An 18965-nucleotide genomic window follows, 5' to 3' on the forward strand; every position below is an offset into this window, starting at 1 on the left:
CCGAGCGGCTTGCACCCCTGCCCGGAGGGCGCCTGCGGATGGCAGGAATTGCCGCATTTCCTGTCCTCCCCGCCAGCGCCGGCGCTGCTATAGTCGGCCGTCCCGCTCGGCTGTACCTGCACGCGCACGGCGTCTGGACAGACGGCGTTACTGTTGCTTGCCGTAGCGAAAGAATCACCTGGCCGGCCTCGCTGCCATGGCTGCTCCCACCACCGGGGGCGGCCGCCGCATGGATGAGGTCTTGTTGTGAAGAGAGTGCGCTTGTATGCTGGCGGGACCTGTTTTCTACGTTCGTGAGGTCCCGTGGTTGCCCGTGTCGCATTGCTTGTCTATCCCGGATTCCATATCCTGGATCTCTCCGTTCTCACCATCCTGGGAATCGCCAACCACTTTGCGCCCGGCAGCTATGCCGTGGACATCGTCTCCATGCGGGGCGGCAACATCGAGACCCGCTCCGGGGTCCCTATCGGCACCCAGGCCATTGACGACACCCCCTACGACACCCTGCTGGTAGCCAGCACACCGGCCGTACCCACGCCCTGCCCCGGCCTGCTGGATCGCCTGCGCCAGGCCGACCGCGATAGTCGTCGCATCGCCGGCATCTGTACCGCCGCCTTCCTGCTGGCCGAAGCCGGCCTGCTCGACGGCCGCGCCGTGACCACCCACTGGAGTTTCGCTGACACGCTGGCGACCCGGTTCCCGCAGCTGCGGGTGCAGCCGGACCAGATCTACGTGCGCGACGGCAAGTTCTGGAGTTCGGCCGGCATGACGGCCGGCATCGATATGGTGCTGGGTCTGGTGGAGTCCGATCTCGGCCACGAGGTCACGCGCGCCATCTGCAAGACCATGGTGCTCAGTCATCGCCGTCCCGGAGGCACCAGCCAGTTCTCGGTACTGGCCGAGATCGATCCCAAGCAGGAACGCATCCAGCGTGTGCTCAGCTTCATCCGGGAAAACCTGCGCGAACCGCTGACCATCCAGCAACTGGCCGACCACGTCAACTGGAGTGCGCGCCATTTCAGCCGTACCTTCCAGGCCGAGACTGGCCTGTCCCCCGCCAAGGCCATCGAAAAACTGCGCGTGCAGGCTGCGCAGTCACTGATGGAAAGCGGTCACTCCACCCCCTCCCGCATTGCCGTGCAGACCGGCTTTGGCGATGACGAGCGGATGCGGCGCGCCTTTGCCCGCGTGCTGGGCGAATCGCCGCAAAAGATCCTGCGCGACATCCGCACCCGCAAGCAGGCCTGAGCCGGCCGGCATAGGACCGGCCTCAGGCCCGCACTTCGCGCCGCATCGATTGCGGCGGCACGCCATAACCACGCATGAAGACCTCGCGCATGTGACGACGGTCGCGGAAACCCGTTTCGCGGGCGATCACTTCCAGCGGATGGCGGCTCTGCTCGATCATCAGGCGCGCCGCTTCCAGACGCAGGCCTTCGATCGCCTTGGAGGGCGACAAGCCGGTCTCGGCGGTGAAGACGCGGCTGAACTGGCGCGGGCTGAGATTGGCCTCCTCGGCCAGTTCTTCCACCGTGAGCGGTCGCATCAGGTTCTTGCGGGCGTAGTTGAGGGCATTCTGGATGCGGTCGGTCTTGGGGGCCAGGGAGAGCATTTCAGAATGCTGGGTCTGACCACCGGTGCGATGCTGGTGCATCACCAGGTTGTGCGCCACGCCCCGTGCCACGTCCTCACCCAGGTCCTTGCCGACCATGGCCAGCGCCATGTCCAGCCCGGCGGTCATGCCGGCCGAGGTCCAGATGGCGCCGTCGACGATATAGATGCGGTCGTCCTCCACCTGAATGTCCGGGAAGCGCGCCTGCATGTCGCGAGCGAAAAACCAGTGGGTGGTGGCACGGCGCTTGGACAACAGGCCCGATTCGGCCAGCACGAAACCACCGGTGCAGATGGCCGCAATGCGTCGGGCACGCTGGCCGGTGGTCTGCAGGAAACTGCGTTCCTCCTGGCTGGAGGGCGACTCCAGCGGATTGCCCACGCCGCAGACCATCCAGCTGTCGATGTGCTCGGCCTGCTCCACCGGGAGCGTCGCAATGGACATGCCCAGCGAGGAGCGCACATCGCCACCACCTACCGAGAAGTTGCGCAGGGCATAGAAGTCCTCGCCGGCCACCTTGTTGGCGTACTCGAAGACGGTCTGCGTCGCCAGCCCCATGACCTGGAAGCCGTCGGTGAGCAAGTAGCCGATGTGATGCATGCTGATTCCTTCCCGTTTCCCCGTTGTGCAAGCCAGCACGATAGCCGCCCGCCTGCGTTCGCGCAAGCGCTCAGGCTGGGAGCGGCATTGCCTCTGCCCCCGCAGAGAGGTGCAGGCCGGCTTCGGGCAACTTCTGCGGCGCGCCGGCCAGCAGCGTGTGCAAGGCCGCCAGCTCCGGCGGGCAGGCGGCGTCCGGCAGTTCGCCGTTGACCATCTCGCGCATCAGACGGCGCAGGACCTTGCCCGAGCGTGTGCGCGGCAAGCTCTCCACCAGCACGATGCGACGCGGCCGCGCCCAGGCACCGATGGCCGACACCACGACTTCCCCCAGCCGGTGTTCCAGCAGGCTGGGCAGGTATTGGATACCGGCACGCGGCACCACCACCGCCATCGGCACCTGCCCGCGCAGGCGATGCGGCATGCCGATCACGGCCACCTCGGCCACGGCATCGTCGGCCAGCAGGACTTCCTCCACCTCGCGCGTGCCCAGGCGTTTGCCGGCCACATTGATGACGTCGTCGGCCCGGCCCAGTACGCGCAGATGACCGTTCGGGCCGGCCACCGCCACGTCGAAGGTGGCATAGCGCCACTGGCCCTGCTCGCGCCGCCAGTAGGTACTCAGGAACTGTTCGTCACGTTGCCAGAGCGTGCTCAGGCAACCGGGCGGCAAGACGCCGCCAGCCACCAGCAAGCCCTTCTCGCCGATGGCGCAGGGTTGGCCGCTTTGCTCGTCCAGCACCGCCAGCCGGTAGCCGGCCGCCGGCAGTCCCGGCGAACCCCGTTGGCGTCGTAACGGAGTGCAGCCATCAAGGTCGGTCAGCGGCAGGCCGATCATGGGCGAACCGGTCTCGGTCTGCCAGTAGTGATCGATCACCGGCTTGCCCAGCGCTTCTTCCAGCCATTGCGCAGTAGGTTCATCCAGCGGTTCGCCGGCCAGGAACAGGCAGCGCAGCGACGACAGCTCGGCCGCGCGGAAGGCGCGCCGCCCGCCGCGTTTGAGCAGCCGCATCGCGGTGGCCGAGGACAGCATCAGGTTCACGCCATGCCGCTCCACCAGATGCCACCAGGCACCGGCATCGGGTCGCAGCGGCGAGCCTTCGTAGAGCACGCTGCGCATGCCCAGCATCAGCGGACCATACAGGCCATAGCTATGACCGACCACCCACCCCAAGTCGGAAGTGGTGAACATGGTCTGTCCCGGCTGCGCCTGGAACAGCAATGCCATGGAGGTGGCCAGCGCCACCGCATGACCACCGGTATCGCGTTGCACGCCCTTGGGCTGGCCGGTGGTACCGGAGGTGTAGAGGAGGTAGCTTGGTTCGTTCGACTCCAGCCAGACACAGGGCACTTCGGCCTGCAGATGGCGCTCGCGCAGGGCCGCGTAGTCGTGGTCGCGCCCGGCCACCGGCGTCCACGGCAAGATGCCACGATCCACCACCAGCACCGGGCAGGCATGACCGGCGATCTCCATCGCCTCATCAACCCAGGCCTTGTAACCCGCCGCCACGCCGTTCTGGAAACCGGCATCGGCGCACACCACCAGCGCCGGCCGCGCATCGACAATGCGGGTTGCCAGGCTGGCCGGCGCGAAGCCGCCGAACACCACCGCATGCACCGCGCCAATGCGCGCACAGGCCAGCATGGTGATGGCAGCCTCGGCCATCATGGGCAGATACACCAGTACCCGGTCGCCACGGCGCACCCCACGTTCCAGCAGGATGGCGGCCATCGCATTGACTTCACGATGCAGCCGGCCGTAGCTCAGCACCCGCTCCTGCCCGGTTTCCTGCGAGATGCAGATCAGCGCCGCCTGCTCAGCCCGCGCCGAGAGGTGGCGATCGACGGCGTTGTGACAGAGGTTGGTATGGCCGCCGACGAACCAGCGTGCAAACGGCGCCCGACTGTCGTCGAGGACCTGATCGAAATCGCGCTGCCAGCTGATGCGGCCGGCCTGCTCGCGCCAGAAACCCTCGGGGTCCTGCTGCGAGCGCTTCATCAGGCGGCCATAGGCGGAACTGGCGGCGTCCACGGGCGAAAGTACGGCTTGCTGCGGCATGGGAAACTCCCTCGGGCTCAGGCGGCCTGTGACAGCGCCGATGGTGTCGATTCAGTGGACGACGTCGCCCCGGCACGCAAGGCGCTGATGTGGTCGAACAGGTAGCGCGCATCGCGGTCGATGCCGGAGAAGCGGCCCGAGCCCCAGGTGTATTGCCACGGCAGGCCCAGGAAGTACAGGCCGGGAGCCACCGTCACACCACGCTCGTGACCGGGATAGCCACGGCCGTCGAAGATGGGTTCGTTGATCCAGCTGAAATCGGTACGGAAGCCGATGCACCAGACCACCGCCGAAATGCCCGCGGCGCGCAGGTCCAGCGCCCGCGCCGCATCCGAAGGCGGCTGCCACACCGGCACATAGCGGGCCTCGGTCGGCGCCTCGATGCCGTTGGCGTCGATGAAGCGGTCGATGCTGTCCTTGATGCTTTCGGAGACGGCGTCGGCCTCGTCCAGGTAACCCTTCACGCCGCCGCCGAAGTGCGCCACCTCGCCCTCCAGGCTTTCGAACTTGCCATAGAGCTGCATGCCTTCCAGGGCGAACTTGCGCAGGTCGATATCGCGACCGCCATCGCGGCCGGTGACGTAGTGGTTGGTTTTTTCGCGTACGCCCGTGCCCAGCGGATGCTTGTCCACCGGCAGGTCGTAATACTTCATCTTGTCCAGCCACTCAACAACATCCTTGCCCCGGTAGGTGCGCGCCACACGGGGCGCGTCACCCACGCCCAGGTGTACGCGACGGCCGGCCAGGTGCAGGTCTTCGGCGATCTGGCAGCCGGACTGGCCGGTGCCCACCACCAGCACCTCGCCCTCCGGCAGTGATTGCGGATTGAGATACTGGCTGGAGTGGATCTGCACGATATCGGCCGGCAGGCGCTCGGCCGCACGCGGCACCACCGGGATGTGATAGCCACCTACCGCCACCACCACCTGGTCGGCCGAATAGGCGCCATCGCTGGCGGTGATGCGCCACAGCCCGTCCTCGCGCCACAGCTTGTTCACGCTCACGCCCTCACGCACCGGCGGCTGGAAGCTGGCGACGAAGCCATCCAGGTACTCGACGATCTCATCCTTCTTCATGAAGCCGAAGGGATCGTTGCCGCGATACGGGTAGCCCGGCAGGTTGCATTGCCAGTTGGGCGTGACCAGGCAGAAGGTATCCCAGCGCTCGTTGCGCCAGGCGTGGCCGACCTGGTGCTTTTCCAGCACCAGATGATCGACTCCGGCCTGCTTGAGGTACCAGCTGATGGACAGCCCGGCCTGGCCGCCGCCGATGATGATGACACTGTGATGGCGCACTGCGCCTTGGCTTGCAATGGACATGATGTTCCTCATGGGATGTTGTCGGGTTGGATGAACAGATCAGGGCAGGAAGGCTTCGACCACCACCTCGGCGTCGGCCTGGCCCTCGAAACGGGCGGCGGTCTCTTCGATGCGGCGCAGCTGGTCCATGGCCGATGAGCAGGCGAAGCCGTATTTCTCGCGCACGCGCTCGCTGCCGATGTTGAGCGCAGTGGCACTGCGTTCGACGAAATCGGCCAGCCGATAACGGCTACCGGCTTGCAGGTGTTCCTTGACCACCAGCGAGGGCGAATAGCAGTCGCTGACGGTGTCGTCCGGCCAGCGGACGCGAAAGTGCATTTCAGGCATGGTGTTCCTCTTGGGGTGTTGCAGATGGGGCGCGCTGGCCCAGGTAATCGTGATAAAGCTCAAGATGGCGTCGCGCCGAGCGCGACCAGGAAAATCGCGCACAGATCGCCTGGCCGGCAGCCACCATGGAGGCGCGGCCGGCCGGATCGAGCGCATGCGCAATGCCGGCGGCAATCGAGGCCGGGTCATGGGGATCGACCCAGGCGCAGCAGCCGCCGTCCAGATATTCGGTAAAGGGGGCGATGCGCGAGACCACTGCCGGCACGCCGCTGGCCATGGCTTCCAGCACCACCAGGCCAAAGCCTTCCTTGAGCGAGGGAAACACCAGCGCGTCGGCACAGCGAAACAGGGCCGGCATGTCGGCGTCCGGCACCTGGCCGAGGATGCGCAGCGCGCCCGGCGGCAGATCGGCAGCCTGCAGTTCATCCTGGAAGCTGCGCTGGTAGTCGGCGTGGTCCAGCACGCTGGCGCCACCGGCAATCACCAGTTGCGCCTGCGGATAGACGCGCCGCAGCCGCAGGAAGGCACGCAGGATGCCCAAGGTGTTCTTGCGTGGCTCCACCCCGCCCACCGCCAGGAGCATCGGTGCGCCATCCAGCCCCAGTTCCTGGCGCAGCAGCGGGTCGCGCCGGGCTGCCTGCGCCGCAGGTGTGGCGTTGTAGCGCTGCAGGTCGACGCCATTGGAGACCAGCTCGGCCCGCACGCCGTGCTCGCGGGCCAGGATGTCCTGCCAGGTGCGGCTCACGCACAGCAGACGGTCGGCGGCGCGATAGCCGCGTTCCTGCCAGGAATGCAGCCGCAGGTCATCGAACTGGTCCAGGTGATGCACGGTGCGCACATAGCCCGGGATCACGCCACGGGCAACCAGCGTGGCCAGGGCATTGGCACTGATCGAATCCTGGGCGTGGTAGAGATCGAAGCGGTCCATGCCCGGCTGTTCGAAGCAGCGCAGATAGTCGTCGATACGCTGGCGCACCATGTCCACCACGTCGGCGCAGTGCACCGACCCCGGCACGGGATGAAAACCACAGGCAGCCTCGCGGAACAGACCGCGGCCACGGGCATCGGGCGCGAACAGCGTGGTCTCCTGTCCCAGGGCCTGCAGGCTCTCGGCCAGTTGCAGGGCATGCACCACGCCGCCCCGGGGATTTACCGAGTGGGTCAGCATGGCGATCCGCAGGGGCCGCATCAGGGCCGAGACTGGTCGCGTCATCACACACCACCCTGCCCGGCACGCACCGGGCCGCAGCCGATCAGGGCTTCTTCGGCCAGGTCCCAGAAGGTCTCCGTCTGGCCCTGCATGGACAGGCGCAGTGTGCGGCTGTCATCGATGCTGCCGATGGACGCTGCCGACAGGCCACGGGCAGCGAAGCGGTCCAGTACCTGTTCCAGGTCCGGCGCCGACACGCTGAGCAAAAATCCATAACTGGGGAAGGCCGTCAGCCAGCGCTGGAAATCCACACCCGGTGGGCAGGGAATGGCCTCCAGGTCGATCAGCGCGCCCTTGCCGGAGCACTCCAGCAGCATCAGCGCGGTACCGATCACACCGGCCATGCTGATGTCCTTGGCGGCACTGGCCAGTCCATCCTCGGCAATGATCGGCAGCAATTCCAGATCGGCGCGCAGGCGTTCGGCAGGCGCACCGGAACTGGCGTTCCAGTAGGCATAGGGTTCCTGGAAGCGGCCGCGCAGGTCGATCACGGCCACCAGATGATCACCGCTGCGGGCATCAAAGCTGGTCAGCAGACGCCGGGCGCGACCGATGATGGATACCGACAACTGCTCGCGGTCATTGCGCCGGTTGCTATGCCCGCCCACCAGTGGCACGCCATACACGCGCGCTCCCTCGGCCAGTCCTTCCAGCACCGGCCGCGCGGCATCGCCATCGCGGCTCCACAGGGCATCGACCACCGCCACCGGGCGCCCGCCCATGGCATAGATGTCGCTGACGTTGACCATCACGCCGCAATAGCCGGCAAACCACGGTTGCTGTTCGACGAATTCATTGATGAAACCCTCGATGGCAAACAGCAGATAGCCATCGCCATCGGGAATGGCGGCACAGTCGTCGCCCACGGCCAGGGTGTGGCCCTGATGCCGCACCGCTGGCGCCGGGTCCAGCACCTGGACCACCGCATCGATATCGCGCTTGTGCGCGATGCCACGGGCGGCGCGCAGGGTCGTCACGATCTGCGCCAGCGTGGGCGCGCTGTCTCGCGCATTCATGCTGCACGCTCCTCGCGCTGGCCGGCCAGGAAACCCCGCTCGCCGTCGCTGATGGGCGGATAGAAGGCCAGGTCGGCCTGCATCTGGTGATGCGGCAGGCCGTGTACCTCGATCTCGGCCAGGGTCTGCCAGTGCAGGCGTCGGAACAGCGGCGCGTTCTGGCTCTGCACCTGGGCCAGGAAGGTATGGCAGCCATGGGCATGAGCGGTGCAGACGGCCAGCCGGATCAGGCCACTACCGACCGAGCCGATGCGCCGCGCATGCTGCGCCACCGCCAGGCGCGAGCCGTGCCACACGCCGGGTACGGATTCATGGATGCGCACGGTACCGACCACGCTGCGACTGCCATCGGGCGCCTCCATCACGGCCACGATGGGCATGGCGATGGCGTCGATGGCGTCGGTATCGTCGTCCTGGAACACGCCCTGCTCGGCGCAGAACACGTCGCGTCGCAGCTGTCGCGCCTGCTCGCGCTCCCATTTGTCCAGCGCCAGCTTGATGCGCACTACCGGGGCCGACGGCGCCAGCGCAGTGACGGCGGCAACAGCTTTCTCGACCACATCGCTCATGATCACTTCCTTTCGAACGAAGACAGGGAGGAGCAGGCGCCGCACTTGCCGCAACCGGCCCTGGCGTCGCCGGAGCGCATGCCGGCCGCTTCCAGCATGCCGGCCAGCAGGCTCAACAGGCGCCGCATGGCAGCCGCGTCGGGCGAGGGATGGTCTTCCAGTGGCGTGCCAGAGATCGGCACGAAGGGCACCACGAAGGGATAGACACCCAGCGCAATCAGGCGCTCGCTCATGCCGAGGATGGCCTCGTCGCTGTCGCCCAGCCCGGCCAGGATGTAGGTGCTGACCTGGCCGCGACCGAAAACATCGACTGCAGCCGCGAAGGCATCCATATAGCGCTCCACCGGCACGCTGGCCTTGCCCGGCATGATGCGCTTGCGCACCTCGGGGGTGACCGCTTCCAGATGCATGCCCAGGGTATCGATGCCGGCGTCGTGCATGCGGCGGAACCAGGCATCGTCATCGGGCGGCTCGCACTGCCCCTGGATCGGCAGGTTCACCGCCGACTTCACGCCGAAAGCGCTCTCGCACAGGATCTGCGCGCCACGGTCGGTGGCGTTGGGCGTACCGGTGGTCATCACCATGTGCTTGACGCCATCCAGCAGCACCGCGGCCCGCGCCACCTCGCCCAGTTGCTCGGGGGTCTTGCGCAGGATGGTGCGGCCGGCCGCCAGCGACTGGCCGATGGCGCAGAACTGGCAGGACTTGCGCCGGCTTTCGTAGCGGATGCAGCTCTGCAGGATGGTGGTGGCCAGCACGTCGGCACCGTGCAGCGTGGCGATCTTGCCGTAGGGGATGCCATCGAAGGTCTGCATCTTGTAGAAGCGCGGCTGGCGCGGGAAGGACACCACCCCCACCTCGACGCCGTCGCGCAGGATGCGCGAGGCGCCATCCGCGCCCGGTTGCGTGGCCACATAGGGCGAGGACCAGGAGCCGGCCGTATGCACCGGGATCATCACGGTATGACCGTCGACCGTCACCGCCTTGTGGTCGGACGGCCCCGCCCCGCCGCGCCGGCTTTGTGCGCCGGCGGTGGGATCGTCAAGACGCAGCCCTAAGGATTGCAGCTCCGAGATCAGCTCCATGGGTGCCTTGCGGCTCGAACGCTGGGGATGCAACTGGATGACGGCTGTCTGCATGATGGGGCCTCGCGGAAGATGGGATGACAGGAGAAGACTGTTCCGCCGGGAACAGGGAAGACATGGGGGAAGTACGGCGATCATCGATCACCAGATGCAATAGTTCCGGGCGTGCGTAGTGACCCACCGAATCCATCATGCGCTTGCGCTTGGTGACCAGTTCCATGTCGAGATCGGCCACCAGAATGCCTTCGCCGCTGCGCAGGGGCTCGGCCAGCAGCTTGCCCTCCGGCGAGACGATGGCGGTACAGCAGCCGCCGCGCAGCGCCTTCTGCGCCTTGGGATCGGGTTCGATGGCGGCGATCTGCTCATCGGTCAGCCAGCCGGTGGCATTGATGACGAAGCAGCCCGCTTCCAGGGCGTGATGGCGGATGGTGACCTCCATCTGGTCGGCAAAGATCTGGCCGACCATCGAGCCGGGGAATTGCGCGCAGTGGATTTCCTCGTGCTGCGCCATCAGGCTGTAGCGTGCCAGCGGGTTGTAGTGTTCCCAACAGGCCAGCGCACCCAGGCGCCCCACGGCAGTGTGCACCACCTTCAGACCGCTGGCGTCGCCCTGGCCCCAGATCATGCGCTCGTGATAGGTCGGCGTGATCTTGCGGCGCTTCAGGACCAGCTCGCCATCGGCATCGAACACCAGTTGCGTGTTGTAGAGCGTGCCGTGGTCGCGTTCATTGACACCCAGCACGACCACCGTGCCATGCTGGCGTGCCGCCGCCGACACGGCCTGGGTGACCGGACCCGGCACCTCGACGGCGCGTTCGTAGAGCAGCAGGTGCTCGGGCCCGGACGCAAAGGGCGGCCGCACGAACGAAAAGTACGGATAGTAGGGAACGAAGGTCTCCGGAAACACCACCAGCTGCGCGCCTTGCGCAGCGGCGTCGGCAATGGCCTGGCAGACCTTGGCCACGGTGCCGTCGGCACTATCGAGGTCGGGCGCGATCTGCACCGCCGCCGCCCGTACCGTTCTCTTGTTGATGCTCATGGGCCGCCCTTCCGCTTACAGGGTCCAGGTGTCGAGGATGAAGGCGTTGTCGCGACGATGCAGCAACACCAGGTCCAGCACATCCAGCGGGTTGATCGGACGGATGCCCGGGATCAGCGAGGGCTCACCATGACCGTACAGCGCCTGCAGGGCGAAGCGGCAGGCATAGACCTTGCCGCCCTCTTCCATGAACTTGACGATCTGCTTGTTGAAGTTCTGGTGGCCGGGGAAGGCTTCATCGCCCAGGGTGGGGAAGCCACGCTGCACGCCCAGCGTCACGCCCGGACCGTACAGCAGGATGGAGGTTTCGAAGCCCTTGCGCTTCAGACGCGTGGCCTGCAACAGGTTGACGAAACCGATCGAGCCTTCGAAGGCCACGGTATGGAAGGTCACCAGCGCTTTTTCACCCGGCTGGGCTTTGACGTCTTCGAATACCTTCTCTTCATAATCCACCAGGAAATCGCCGGGGGCGTGGGCTGCTTTGGTGACTGCGGGCATGGTGAGACTCCTCTTGATTGCTGTGGGTGGTCACTTGTGGAAGTGGTCCGGCGATGTTGCCGCGACGCTGGCATTGAATGCATCACGCGTGCCAACAATGCCCCGTCAATGCGTGAATTGACTGCAAGAAAATCCCGTCAATCGCTGATCACCGATCCAGCTTCCAGCACACTTGCGGCTTCCCGAGCGGACCTTCCCGACGGGCTTTTCAGCACCCGCGCAGCAATCCATTCAATCGCTCCATACAATCGCGCAAACCCGCATGCACTCTGGAGTAGCGGCGTGTTTTACCTTGGTGCATGCGCCCCGCCATCAATGATGCAAGTCGGTGCAGGGAGAACCGCTTCCAGGCTGTATTGGATGGAATATAAATTGCATTCAATTGACAAGACCGATGCAGTCAATATTGAATCCGCGCAAGATCCGTCAAGCCGACCAAGGAATCGTCATGCCGAAGAACAGCACCATGTGGGTCCCCAAACTGAAGAAGGGCAGCGGCCCGCTCTACCTGGCCATCGCCAATGCCATCGCCGAGGATGTCGCCACCGGGCAGCTGCAGGCTGAGCAGCGCCTGCCGCCGCAGCGCAAGCTGGCCGAAGCGCTGGACCTGGACTTCACCACCGTGGCCCGGGCGTATACAGAAGCGCATCGGCGCGGGCTGGTCGATTCGGTGGTGGGACGCGGCACCTTCGTCTGCGGCAAGCGGCGCCCGCGCATCCCCCGCGTGACCGAGGGACGGCCCAACGTGGACATGTCCATGAACATGCCGCCCGAGCCGGAGTCGCCGGAACTGTTGGAACTGATGCAGGCAGGATGGAGCAAGGTCAACGGCAGGCTGCGCGACCTGATGCGTTACCAGGACTTCGGCGGCTCGCCCGAAGACCGCGAGGCCGGTGCCCTGTGGCTGCGTCGGCGCGGGCTGGTGGTGGAACCGGAACGGGTGCTGGTCACCCCTGGCGCGCAATGCGCGTTGCTGGCGATCCTGACCATGCTGGTCGGCCCCGGTGGCGTGCTGTGCTGTGAAGACGTGACCTACCCTGGCCTGCGCGCCCTGGCCGGGCAACTGGGGATCAAGCTGGTCGGCTTGCCGATGGACAACGAAGGCATCGACGCCGTCGCCTTTGCCGGCGCCTGCGCGCAATACGCGCCCAAGGCCCTGTACTGCAACCCGACGCTGCTGAACCCCACCACCTGCACCACCTCGCTGTCACGACGCCAGGCGCTGGTGGACATCGCCCGCCACTACGAAGTCGCCATCATCGAGGACGACGCCTATGGCTTCCTGCCACGCTCGACCCCGCCGGCCATTGCCAGCCTGGGCAGTGAACTGACCTTCTACGTCACCGGCCTGGCCAAGAGCGTGGGCGCCGGCTTGCGCATCGCCTACATGGTGGCGCCGGACACCCACTCGGCGGCGCGCCTGACGGCCTCGCTACGGGCCACCACGGTGATGGCCTCGCCCATCACCTCGACCCTGGCCACGCACTGGATACGCGATGGCGTGGCCGACCTGGCGCTGGCCAACATCCGCAAGGAATCCATGGCCCGCCAGAAGATCGCCGCCCGCATCCTGCCCCCGCACAGCTACGCCTCCGAAGCCGAGGCCTTTCATCTCTGGATCAAGTTGCGTGGGGGCTGGCAGGCCGCCAGCTTCGCTGCCCAGATGCGCTCCTCCGGCATCGGCGTGGTGGCCAGCGACGCCTTCGCCGTAGGGGCCGCCCCGGAGCAGGCGGTAAGGGTCTGCATCGGCGGCGTGGCCAGCCGCCACGATATCCAGCACGCGCTGGAAGTCATCCGCGATGCGCTCAATGAAGCGCCGCTGGCACGGCCGGCGGTGGTGTAGTTTCGCCGGCATCCACCCATTGCGCGAGGAACCTGCCCAGCCTGGCCTCGATATCACTATCGATGGTCTGCAGGCGCAGCAGATCAATACCGCTCTTGTGCAGGATGCTGTTCTTGAGCGCATCGCGTTCGCTCTGTTGCTGGCCGTGGTGCAAGCCGCCGTCCACTTCGATCACCCCCAGCGGCTGCTTGCCGACCTTGAAATAGATCACGAAGTCACAACTGGCCTGTTGTGCCATGAATTCAAGTTCACGCGGTGTCATGGCCGGATTGCGGGCAGACGCCAGCTGCTGCAGACGGACCTGGCAATGGAAGCGCAAGCCGGCAAAGCGCGTGCTTGCCAGCAGTTCTCGCAACAGCTGCGTCACGATCTGCTCCGACCGGAAGTGCGAATCGCCGCTGCGCAGGCTGGCGGCCAGCCTGGCCAGTGAGCGGTCGTATTCCTGGTACAGCAGGTCGAAGGCCGACACCACCGGCGCGCGCCGCACTTGCGCCTGGTCTGCGTAGTATTCGATATAGCGGATCAGTGCGGCCACCGGGCCATTGCGCTGGGCGAAGACCTCATCGCCGGTCACCAGAGTGAATCTCCGCTTGGCCCGTGATACGGCGACATTGACCATCTGCGCCGCATCGACGAAGCCGGACATCGACTGGCTGCTGCGCTTCTTGTCCAGCACGGTAGAAAAGACCATTTCCTCGCATTCCCGGCCCTGGAATTTGTGCACGGTATCGCTGACGAAATCCGACGGCAGTTGCGCGCCGGCCAGCTTCACCTGCGCCCGGAAAGGCGCGATGAAGCCACGGCCCTGGGCATCCACACCGCTGCGCTCACCGGCCTCATCCAGCACCGCCAGCAGGGATTCGATTTCCCTCAGATTGGTCGTCGTACGCATGTGATTGCCCTTGGCCGTGACGATCAGGCGCAGCGGTGCGGTGCCATCGTCGGGCGTCATCGGGATCAGGGCATTGTCATAGAACTGCTGGTTGCAGAACTGGATGATGCGCGGATGGCAGCGATAATGTTCCTTGAGCAGGGTCCGCGGCAGCGCATCGCCAAACACCGCCATCACTGAATCGAGCAGACTCAAGCGCTCGCAATCGTAGGCCGGCGATGGCGCCGGCATGCCCAGCGCCACCGGAATATGCGGCAACTGGCGGCGGTCACCGACGACGATCAGGTTGCGCGCACAGCCCAGGCCCAGGATGCCGGGCAGGATGTCCTGCTGGGACGCCTCGTCGATGATGACGTAGTCCAGCATGGCACCTTCGGCCAGCGAATTGATGATGGAATGGGTACTGCTGGCGATGATCGGATAGCGTGCCAGAAAATCGCCGAAGTCAGTCTGATAGGTATCGATCCCGAAGGCGCGTGCATCGGGCTGGCGACCGTGCAGATGTTGTTTCAGGCAGAGCATGGAATCCTGCCGCACCTGCTCCAGCGAGGCATCGAAGCTCCCCTCTTTCAAGGTCGCCAGGCAGGCCGCCAGCTCGTTCTCCTTCTCTTGCAGCTGGCGCTGGTAGAAGTGGGCCTGCAGGGCATGGAAGCTGCGTACTCGCTGGGCGCCGGCAGCGAAGGGAGCGGCGCGGAGGACGCCGAAGCGCAACAGCAGGCTGAACCGTTCGCGCAGTCCGATCGGCCGCTGCCCCAGATGCGACAGATAGGCCATGAGATCGGCCGCGCGGGCGGGCGTCAATCGGTATCGTTCCAGTGCCGGCCCCACTGGCACGTCGTTTTCATCATGCCACTGCTGCAGATAGCGCTGCTCGACCTGCAACTCCTGGATCTCGGCCTTGAGCTGGGCTGCGCGGTTGTGGGCATGCAGGTACTGCTTGAGGCGGATGACGGCGGCGTCAATTTCTTCCAGCGCAGGTGCGGGCAATGGGGGTTCCGACGGCACCGCAGGCGGGGATTCAAAGAATGCGGAGCGCTTTGCCTTGCTGCCGAGTTTGGCCACCAGATAATCCAGGTCAGATTTCTGCAGCTTCTCGACCACGTTATCCACGGCCGAATTGTTGTTGGAGAGGATGGCGACCGTTTCGTCCCGCAACAGGATGTTGGCAACGATATTGAGGATGGTCTGGGTCTTGCCGGTACCGGGAGGACCTTCGATCACGCTGATCTGCGCACGGAAGGCTTGCTCCACCGCCTCAATCTGGCTGGCATTGACGCCGAAGGGGAAGATCAATGGACGGGAGAGTTCGCGGCTGCGATTCGCGCCACTGCAATAGGCCTGCAGGGCGCTGTCCGGATGGGCTGGCAGCTTGTTGAGCTGGCGCAGTACGTTATCGGCGATGCGGTCCTGATCCGGCGAGGCCTCACCGCCCTGCCCGCCCCGGGCCTGCGCAACGGCCAGGAAATAGCGGAAGACCGGCGACTGCTTGAGCTTGGTCTCGGCCACCACGCTGACGTCATCCAGGCGATGCAGATAGCCCTTGCGGTTACCGGCATAGCTGACGATCACATACTTGTTTCCATAGAGCGTAGCCTGCTCCACCCGCTTGGCCGCCCCTCCCTTGCCCTTGTTGAGCAAGGCGCCGCCCAGCTCGCGGGTCGGAGAGATGCGGCATTCGGCCAGCGGCAGGCTGAAGGATTTGGTGCTGTGGAAGTAACAGGTCAGGAACCAGGCCTGATGCTTGTCGCTCCAGTAGATCTTCCAGTCATGGATTTGTGCAGTCCGGTCTTCGCCCCGAAGATGGATGGTTACCGCTGACATCGCCGCCCCCTGCGCTTGCCCGCTGCCACCAACGCCATCGCCATCGGAGGACAATGTCGGGCAGCAGGTCATTGATATGTTTGCCTTGCGGCAAATTAGAGGCGTTATCATGCCACCAGCGTGCCGGCTTGTCAGCCAGGCCTGCGGCTGCAGGATGATCGGCGCTAAGCCCAAGGAGGCGCCGCTGCCGTCACCGCTGCCGTCACCGCTGGTGTTGCAGCGGGCGGCAGAGGGGCAGCGGAGGGCTGAAGCGCCCATTCATGAGGACCGCAATCGCTGCCTTCATCAAAGTGAGACGAACGTTTATCAACTTGTTATGCACCCAACCGAATAGGCTTCCAAGATGTCACAGGCTCCCGTCGCACTTATCACAGGCTCAACTTCTGGCATCGGTGTGGCAATTGCCCGCCGGCTCGCAAAAGAAGGATATTCAATCGTATTGCACTCGCGTAATTCGGTAGAGGCCGGACAACGACTGGCACTCGAACTCGGATCGGCCATCTATGTGCAAGCTGATCTGGCTAATGATGACGACAGGGTGCGACTGATCCGCGAAGCGATAGCGTCATGGGGACGGCTGGATGTTCTGGTTAATAACGCAGGAATCAGCCGTGTTATTTCGCACCAGGATTTGGCGGCCGCAACGCCCGATGTGTGGCATGAGCTCTATGAAGTGAACGTGGTTGCTCCTTTTCGTTTGATCGCTGAGGCTGAATCAGCATTGCGTGATTCGAAACGCTTCGGTCGACCCGGCTGCATAGTCAACATCAGCTCACATGCTGGCGTCCGCCCGAAGGGCGCATCGATTCCCTATTCAGCGACGAAAGCAGCCTTGAATCATATGACCCGGCTACTCGCTGTTTCACTGGCGCCCGACATCCGAGTAAATGCTGTCGCCCCTGGATTGGTCGATACGCCACTGACCGCAGACTGGACCCAGGCGCAGCAAATCTGGAAGGAGCGCTCGCCGATGCGCCGATCTGCCAGTCCGGAGGACATCGCCCAAGCCGTTGCGATGTTGGTCGCATCGGACTATCTCACCGGAGAAATCCTGCTATCCGATGGTGGATTGAATCTTACCTAGTGTGCTCATCAAGAGTGGTCTGCGGCGTCAAGTTCAGTTGACTGTCCGCTTATTCAACGATAGCAATCGGCCAGGCTCAGATTTCTGATCCTGCGCATGCGCTCTGCAAAAACAACAATCGTCACATGCCCGGTAGAAGCGCATGCAGCGCTCAGCGCTGTTATCTGCAAAAGAACTGGGCGCTTTCATTGGAGGATTTCATCCTCTGCAAATGTTTACCGATCCAGATGTAGCCCTTTCAGGCCTCCCAGGGTGCTCTGTCGGAATTGAACCGGAGGAAGCCTTGCTGGAAAAATTGAAAGCATTGGCACGGAACATCGGATGTGTACCGATGGCTCTGCCGGCTGGCATCCGCCCTCTTTCTCATGCATCAGCCTGTTACGGGGCCCCCTTCTTGATTGCACTGTTTGACGTTCGTTTTTCCGGTCTCCCTCGACCAGCAGCGTTCACGCGCAAGCAAGGCCCCCGTTGGCAGAGATGCCGCGGCCAGGTGACCATACCGATCATCGACTGGCTGTTGATGACCCATTTGAAAACGCGTCGGCAGGGATAGGGAGATGAGTCGCCATACCAGGCATCAGTGTGAAAGAATCTTGGAAAGAAACTGTCTGCTACGCACTGAATGACCGTTGTCGCCACCAAAGAAATCATCCTTGCTGCGGTCTTCGACAATGCTTCCCTGGTCCATGAAGATCACACGATGCGCCACCTTGCGGGCAAATCCCATTTCATGGGTAACGCAGACCATGGTCATGCCTTCCTGCGCGAGCTCCACCATGACATCCAGGACCTCGTTGACCATTTCGGGATCGAGTGCCGAGGTGGGTTCGTCGAACAGCATGCAAATCGGATCCATCGCCAGTGCGCGGGCGATCGCGACGCGCTGCTGCTGCCCTCCGGACAACTGACCCGGATATTTCCCCGCATGTGCTTTCAGGCCAACGCGCTCGAGATATCTCATGGCGTGCTGATGGGCCTCGTCCTTCTTTCGGCGCAGTACCTTCACCTGCGCCAAGGTCAGGTTATCGGCGATCGTCAGATGGGGAAACAACTCGAAATGCTGAAACACCATGCCTACCCGCGAGCGTAATCCGGGCAGGTTCGTGCTGCGGTCGTTGACCTTGATGCCGTCGACCGTAACGCTGCCTTCCTGAATCGGTTCCAGCGCATTGATGGTCTTGATCAGTGTCGACTTGCCAGAACCCGAAGGTCCGCAGACCACCACCACTTCTCCTTTGGCAATCGTGGCGCTGCAGCCGGAGAGCACCTTGAAGTCACCGTAGTACTTCGATACATCTTGCAGCGTGATCATGTTGCGACTTTCTTCCTGTAACGCTTGACCATCAAGGACATGGAAAAGCAGATGATGAAATACACCGCACCTGCGACAAACAGCATTTCGATGATGCGGCCATTGCGCTCGCCGATGCTGTAGGCGCGGCCGAAGAAATCGGCCAGCGCACTCACATACACCAGTGACGTATCCTGGAACAGGACGATACCTTGCGTCAGCAGAAGCGGCACCATGTTGCGGAAGGCCTGGGGCAGGATCACCATGCCCATGGCCTGCGGATAGGTCAGGCCCAAGGCATAGGCGGCCGCCATCTGTCCCCGCGACACGCTATTGATGCCGGCCCGGATGATCTCGGCGTAATACGCCGCTTCGAACAGCGCAAACGCCACCAGGGCCGAGGTCATGCGCAGATCGTTGGCCGGCGACAGACCGAACAGCTTCTGCAGCAACTGCGGCACGATCAGGAAGAACCACAACAACACCATCACCAGCGGGATGGAGCGGAACAGATTCACGTAGCCGACGGCGAACCATTGCAAGGGACCATGCCTGGACAGCCGCATCATCGCCAGCAGCGTCCCCCAGACCATGCCGAACACAATGGCGACCAGGGTGATCTTGAGCGAGACCAGCATGCCATCGCCGAGCACCTTGAGTGCCGCCGGTGTCACTGCGCTGAAATCGAATTCGTATGCCATGC

General features: G+C 64.3%; 16 protein-coding genes. 3 read left to right on the forward strand and 13 right to left on the reverse strand.

Going from position 1 to position 18965, the window contains the following annotated elements:
- Positions 1-303: 303 nt before the first annotated feature.
- Positions 304-1248, forward strand: a complete 945-nt coding sequence (locus tag VE092_RS11955; RefSeq protein ID WP_324876987.1) for a GlxA family transcriptional regulator — start codon at positions 304-306, stop codon at positions 1246-1248.
- 22 nt (positions 1249-1270) lie between these two features.
- Here the strand turns inward: VE092_RS11955 and VE092_RS11960 are convergent, their stop codons facing one another.
- The 10 genes from VE092_RS11960 to VE092_RS12005 form a co-directional block, all read right to left on the reverse strand.
- Entirely contained in the window at positions 1271-2212 is a 942-nt protein-coding gene (locus VE092_RS11960) for a GlxA family transcriptional regulator (protein WP_324876989.1), read from the reverse strand.
- Between the two features lie 70 nt (positions 2213-2282).
- Positions 2283-4268 carry an AMP-binding protein gene (locus tag VE092_RS11965; protein WP_324876991.1) on the reverse strand — a complete coding sequence of 662 codons (1986 nt, stop codon included), beginning with the start codon at positions 4266-4268 and terminating at the stop codon, positions 2283-2285.
- Positions 4269-4285: 17 nt separating this feature from the next.
- Positions 4286-5587, reverse strand: coding sequence for an MSMEG_0569 family flavin-dependent oxidoreductase (locus VE092_RS11970; protein WP_324876993.1), 1302 nt, complete (start codon positions 5585-5587; stop codon positions 4286-4288).
- Between the two features lie 39 nt (positions 5588-5626).
- Complete coding sequence (locus VE092_RS11975) at positions 5627-5914, reverse strand: MSMEG_0570 family nitrogen starvation response protein (RefSeq protein WP_006463022.1); 288 nt, start codon at positions 5912-5914, stop codon at positions 5627-5629.
- Complete coding sequence (locus VE092_RS11980; protein ID WP_324876995.1) at positions 5907-7127, reverse strand: MSMEG_0565 family glycosyltransferase; 1221 nt, start codon at positions 7125-7127, stop codon at positions 5907-5909. Before VE092_RS11980 ends, VE092_RS11975 begins: the two co-directional genes overlap by 8 nt.
- The gene (locus VE092_RS11985; protein WP_324876997.1) at positions 7127-8140 is read right to left on the reverse strand and encodes a sll0787 family AIR synthase-like protein; all 1014 of its coding nucleotides are present in this window, start codon (positions 8138-8140) and stop codon (positions 7127-7129) included. The genes VE092_RS11980 and VE092_RS11985 overlap by 1 nt, the downstream gene beginning before the upstream one ends.
- Entirely contained in the window at positions 8137-8709 is a 573-nt protein-coding gene (locus VE092_RS11990; protein WP_324876999.1) for an MSMEG_0567/Sll0786 family nitrogen starvation N-acetyltransferase, read from the reverse strand. The genes VE092_RS11985 and VE092_RS11990 overlap by 4 nt, the downstream gene beginning before the upstream one ends.
- A gap of 2 nt (positions 8710-8711) precedes the next feature.
- Positions 8712-9794, reverse strand: coding sequence for an MSMEG_0568 family radical SAM protein (locus tag VE092_RS11995; protein WP_324877040.1), 1083 nt, complete (start codon positions 9792-9794; stop codon positions 8712-8714).
- A complete protein-coding gene (locus tag VE092_RS12000) occupies positions 9751-10833 on the reverse strand; it encodes a Nit6803 family nitrilase (RefSeq protein WP_324877001.1) in 1083 nt (360 codons plus the stop codon). The genes VE092_RS11995 and VE092_RS12000 overlap by 44 nt, the downstream gene beginning before the upstream one ends.
- A gap of 15 nt (positions 10834-10848) precedes the next feature.
- A complete protein-coding gene (locus VE092_RS12005; RefSeq protein WP_006463016.1) occupies positions 10849-11331 on the reverse strand; it encodes an MSMEG_0572/Sll0783 family nitrogen starvation response protein in 483 nt (160 codons plus the stop codon).
- A gap of 448 nt (positions 11332-11779) precedes the next feature.
- Between VE092_RS12005 and VE092_RS12010 the strand changes: the two genes are divergently transcribed.
- Complete coding sequence (locus tag VE092_RS12010) at positions 11780-13174, forward strand: PLP-dependent aminotransferase family protein (protein WP_324877004.1); 1395 nt, start codon at positions 11780-11782, stop codon at positions 13172-13174.
- Here the strand turns inward: VE092_RS12010 and VE092_RS12015 are convergent.
- Positions 13137-15887 carry an AAA domain-containing protein gene (locus VE092_RS12015; RefSeq protein ID WP_324877007.1) on the reverse strand — a complete coding sequence of 917 codons (2751 nt, stop codon included), beginning with the start codon at positions 15885-15887 and terminating at the stop codon, positions 13137-13139. The two genes, VE092_RS12010 and VE092_RS12015, sit on opposite strands and share 38 nt — an antisense overlap.
- A 343-nt stretch (positions 15888-16230) precedes the next feature.
- Between VE092_RS12015 and VE092_RS12020 the strand changes: the two genes are divergently transcribed.
- The gene (locus VE092_RS12020) at positions 16231-16971 is read left to right on the forward strand and encodes an SDR family oxidoreductase (protein ID WP_324877009.1); all 741 of its coding nucleotides are present in this window, start codon (positions 16231-16233) and stop codon (positions 16969-16971) included.
- A gap of 577 nt (positions 16972-17548) precedes the next feature.
- Here VE092_RS12020 and VE092_RS12025 read toward each other — a convergent pair.
- Both VE092_RS12025 and gltK read right to left on the reverse strand, forming a co-directional pair.
- Entirely contained in the window at positions 17549-18283 is a 735-nt protein-coding gene (locus tag VE092_RS12025; protein ID WP_324877011.1) for an amino acid ABC transporter ATP-binding protein, read from the reverse strand.
- Entirely contained in the window at positions 18280-18963 is a 684-nt protein-coding gene (gltK, locus tag VE092_RS12030) for a glutamate/aspartate ABC transporter permease GltK (protein WP_324877014.1), read from the reverse strand. Before gltK ends, VE092_RS12025 begins: the two co-directional genes overlap by 4 nt.
- Positions 18964-18965: the final 2 nt, after the last annotated feature.

Origin of the sequence: Herbaspirillum sp. (genome assembly GCF_035644555.1) — a bacterium.
Classification (GTDB): domain Bacteria; phylum Pseudomonadota; class Gammaproteobacteria; order Burkholderiales; family Burkholderiaceae_D; genus Herbaspirillum.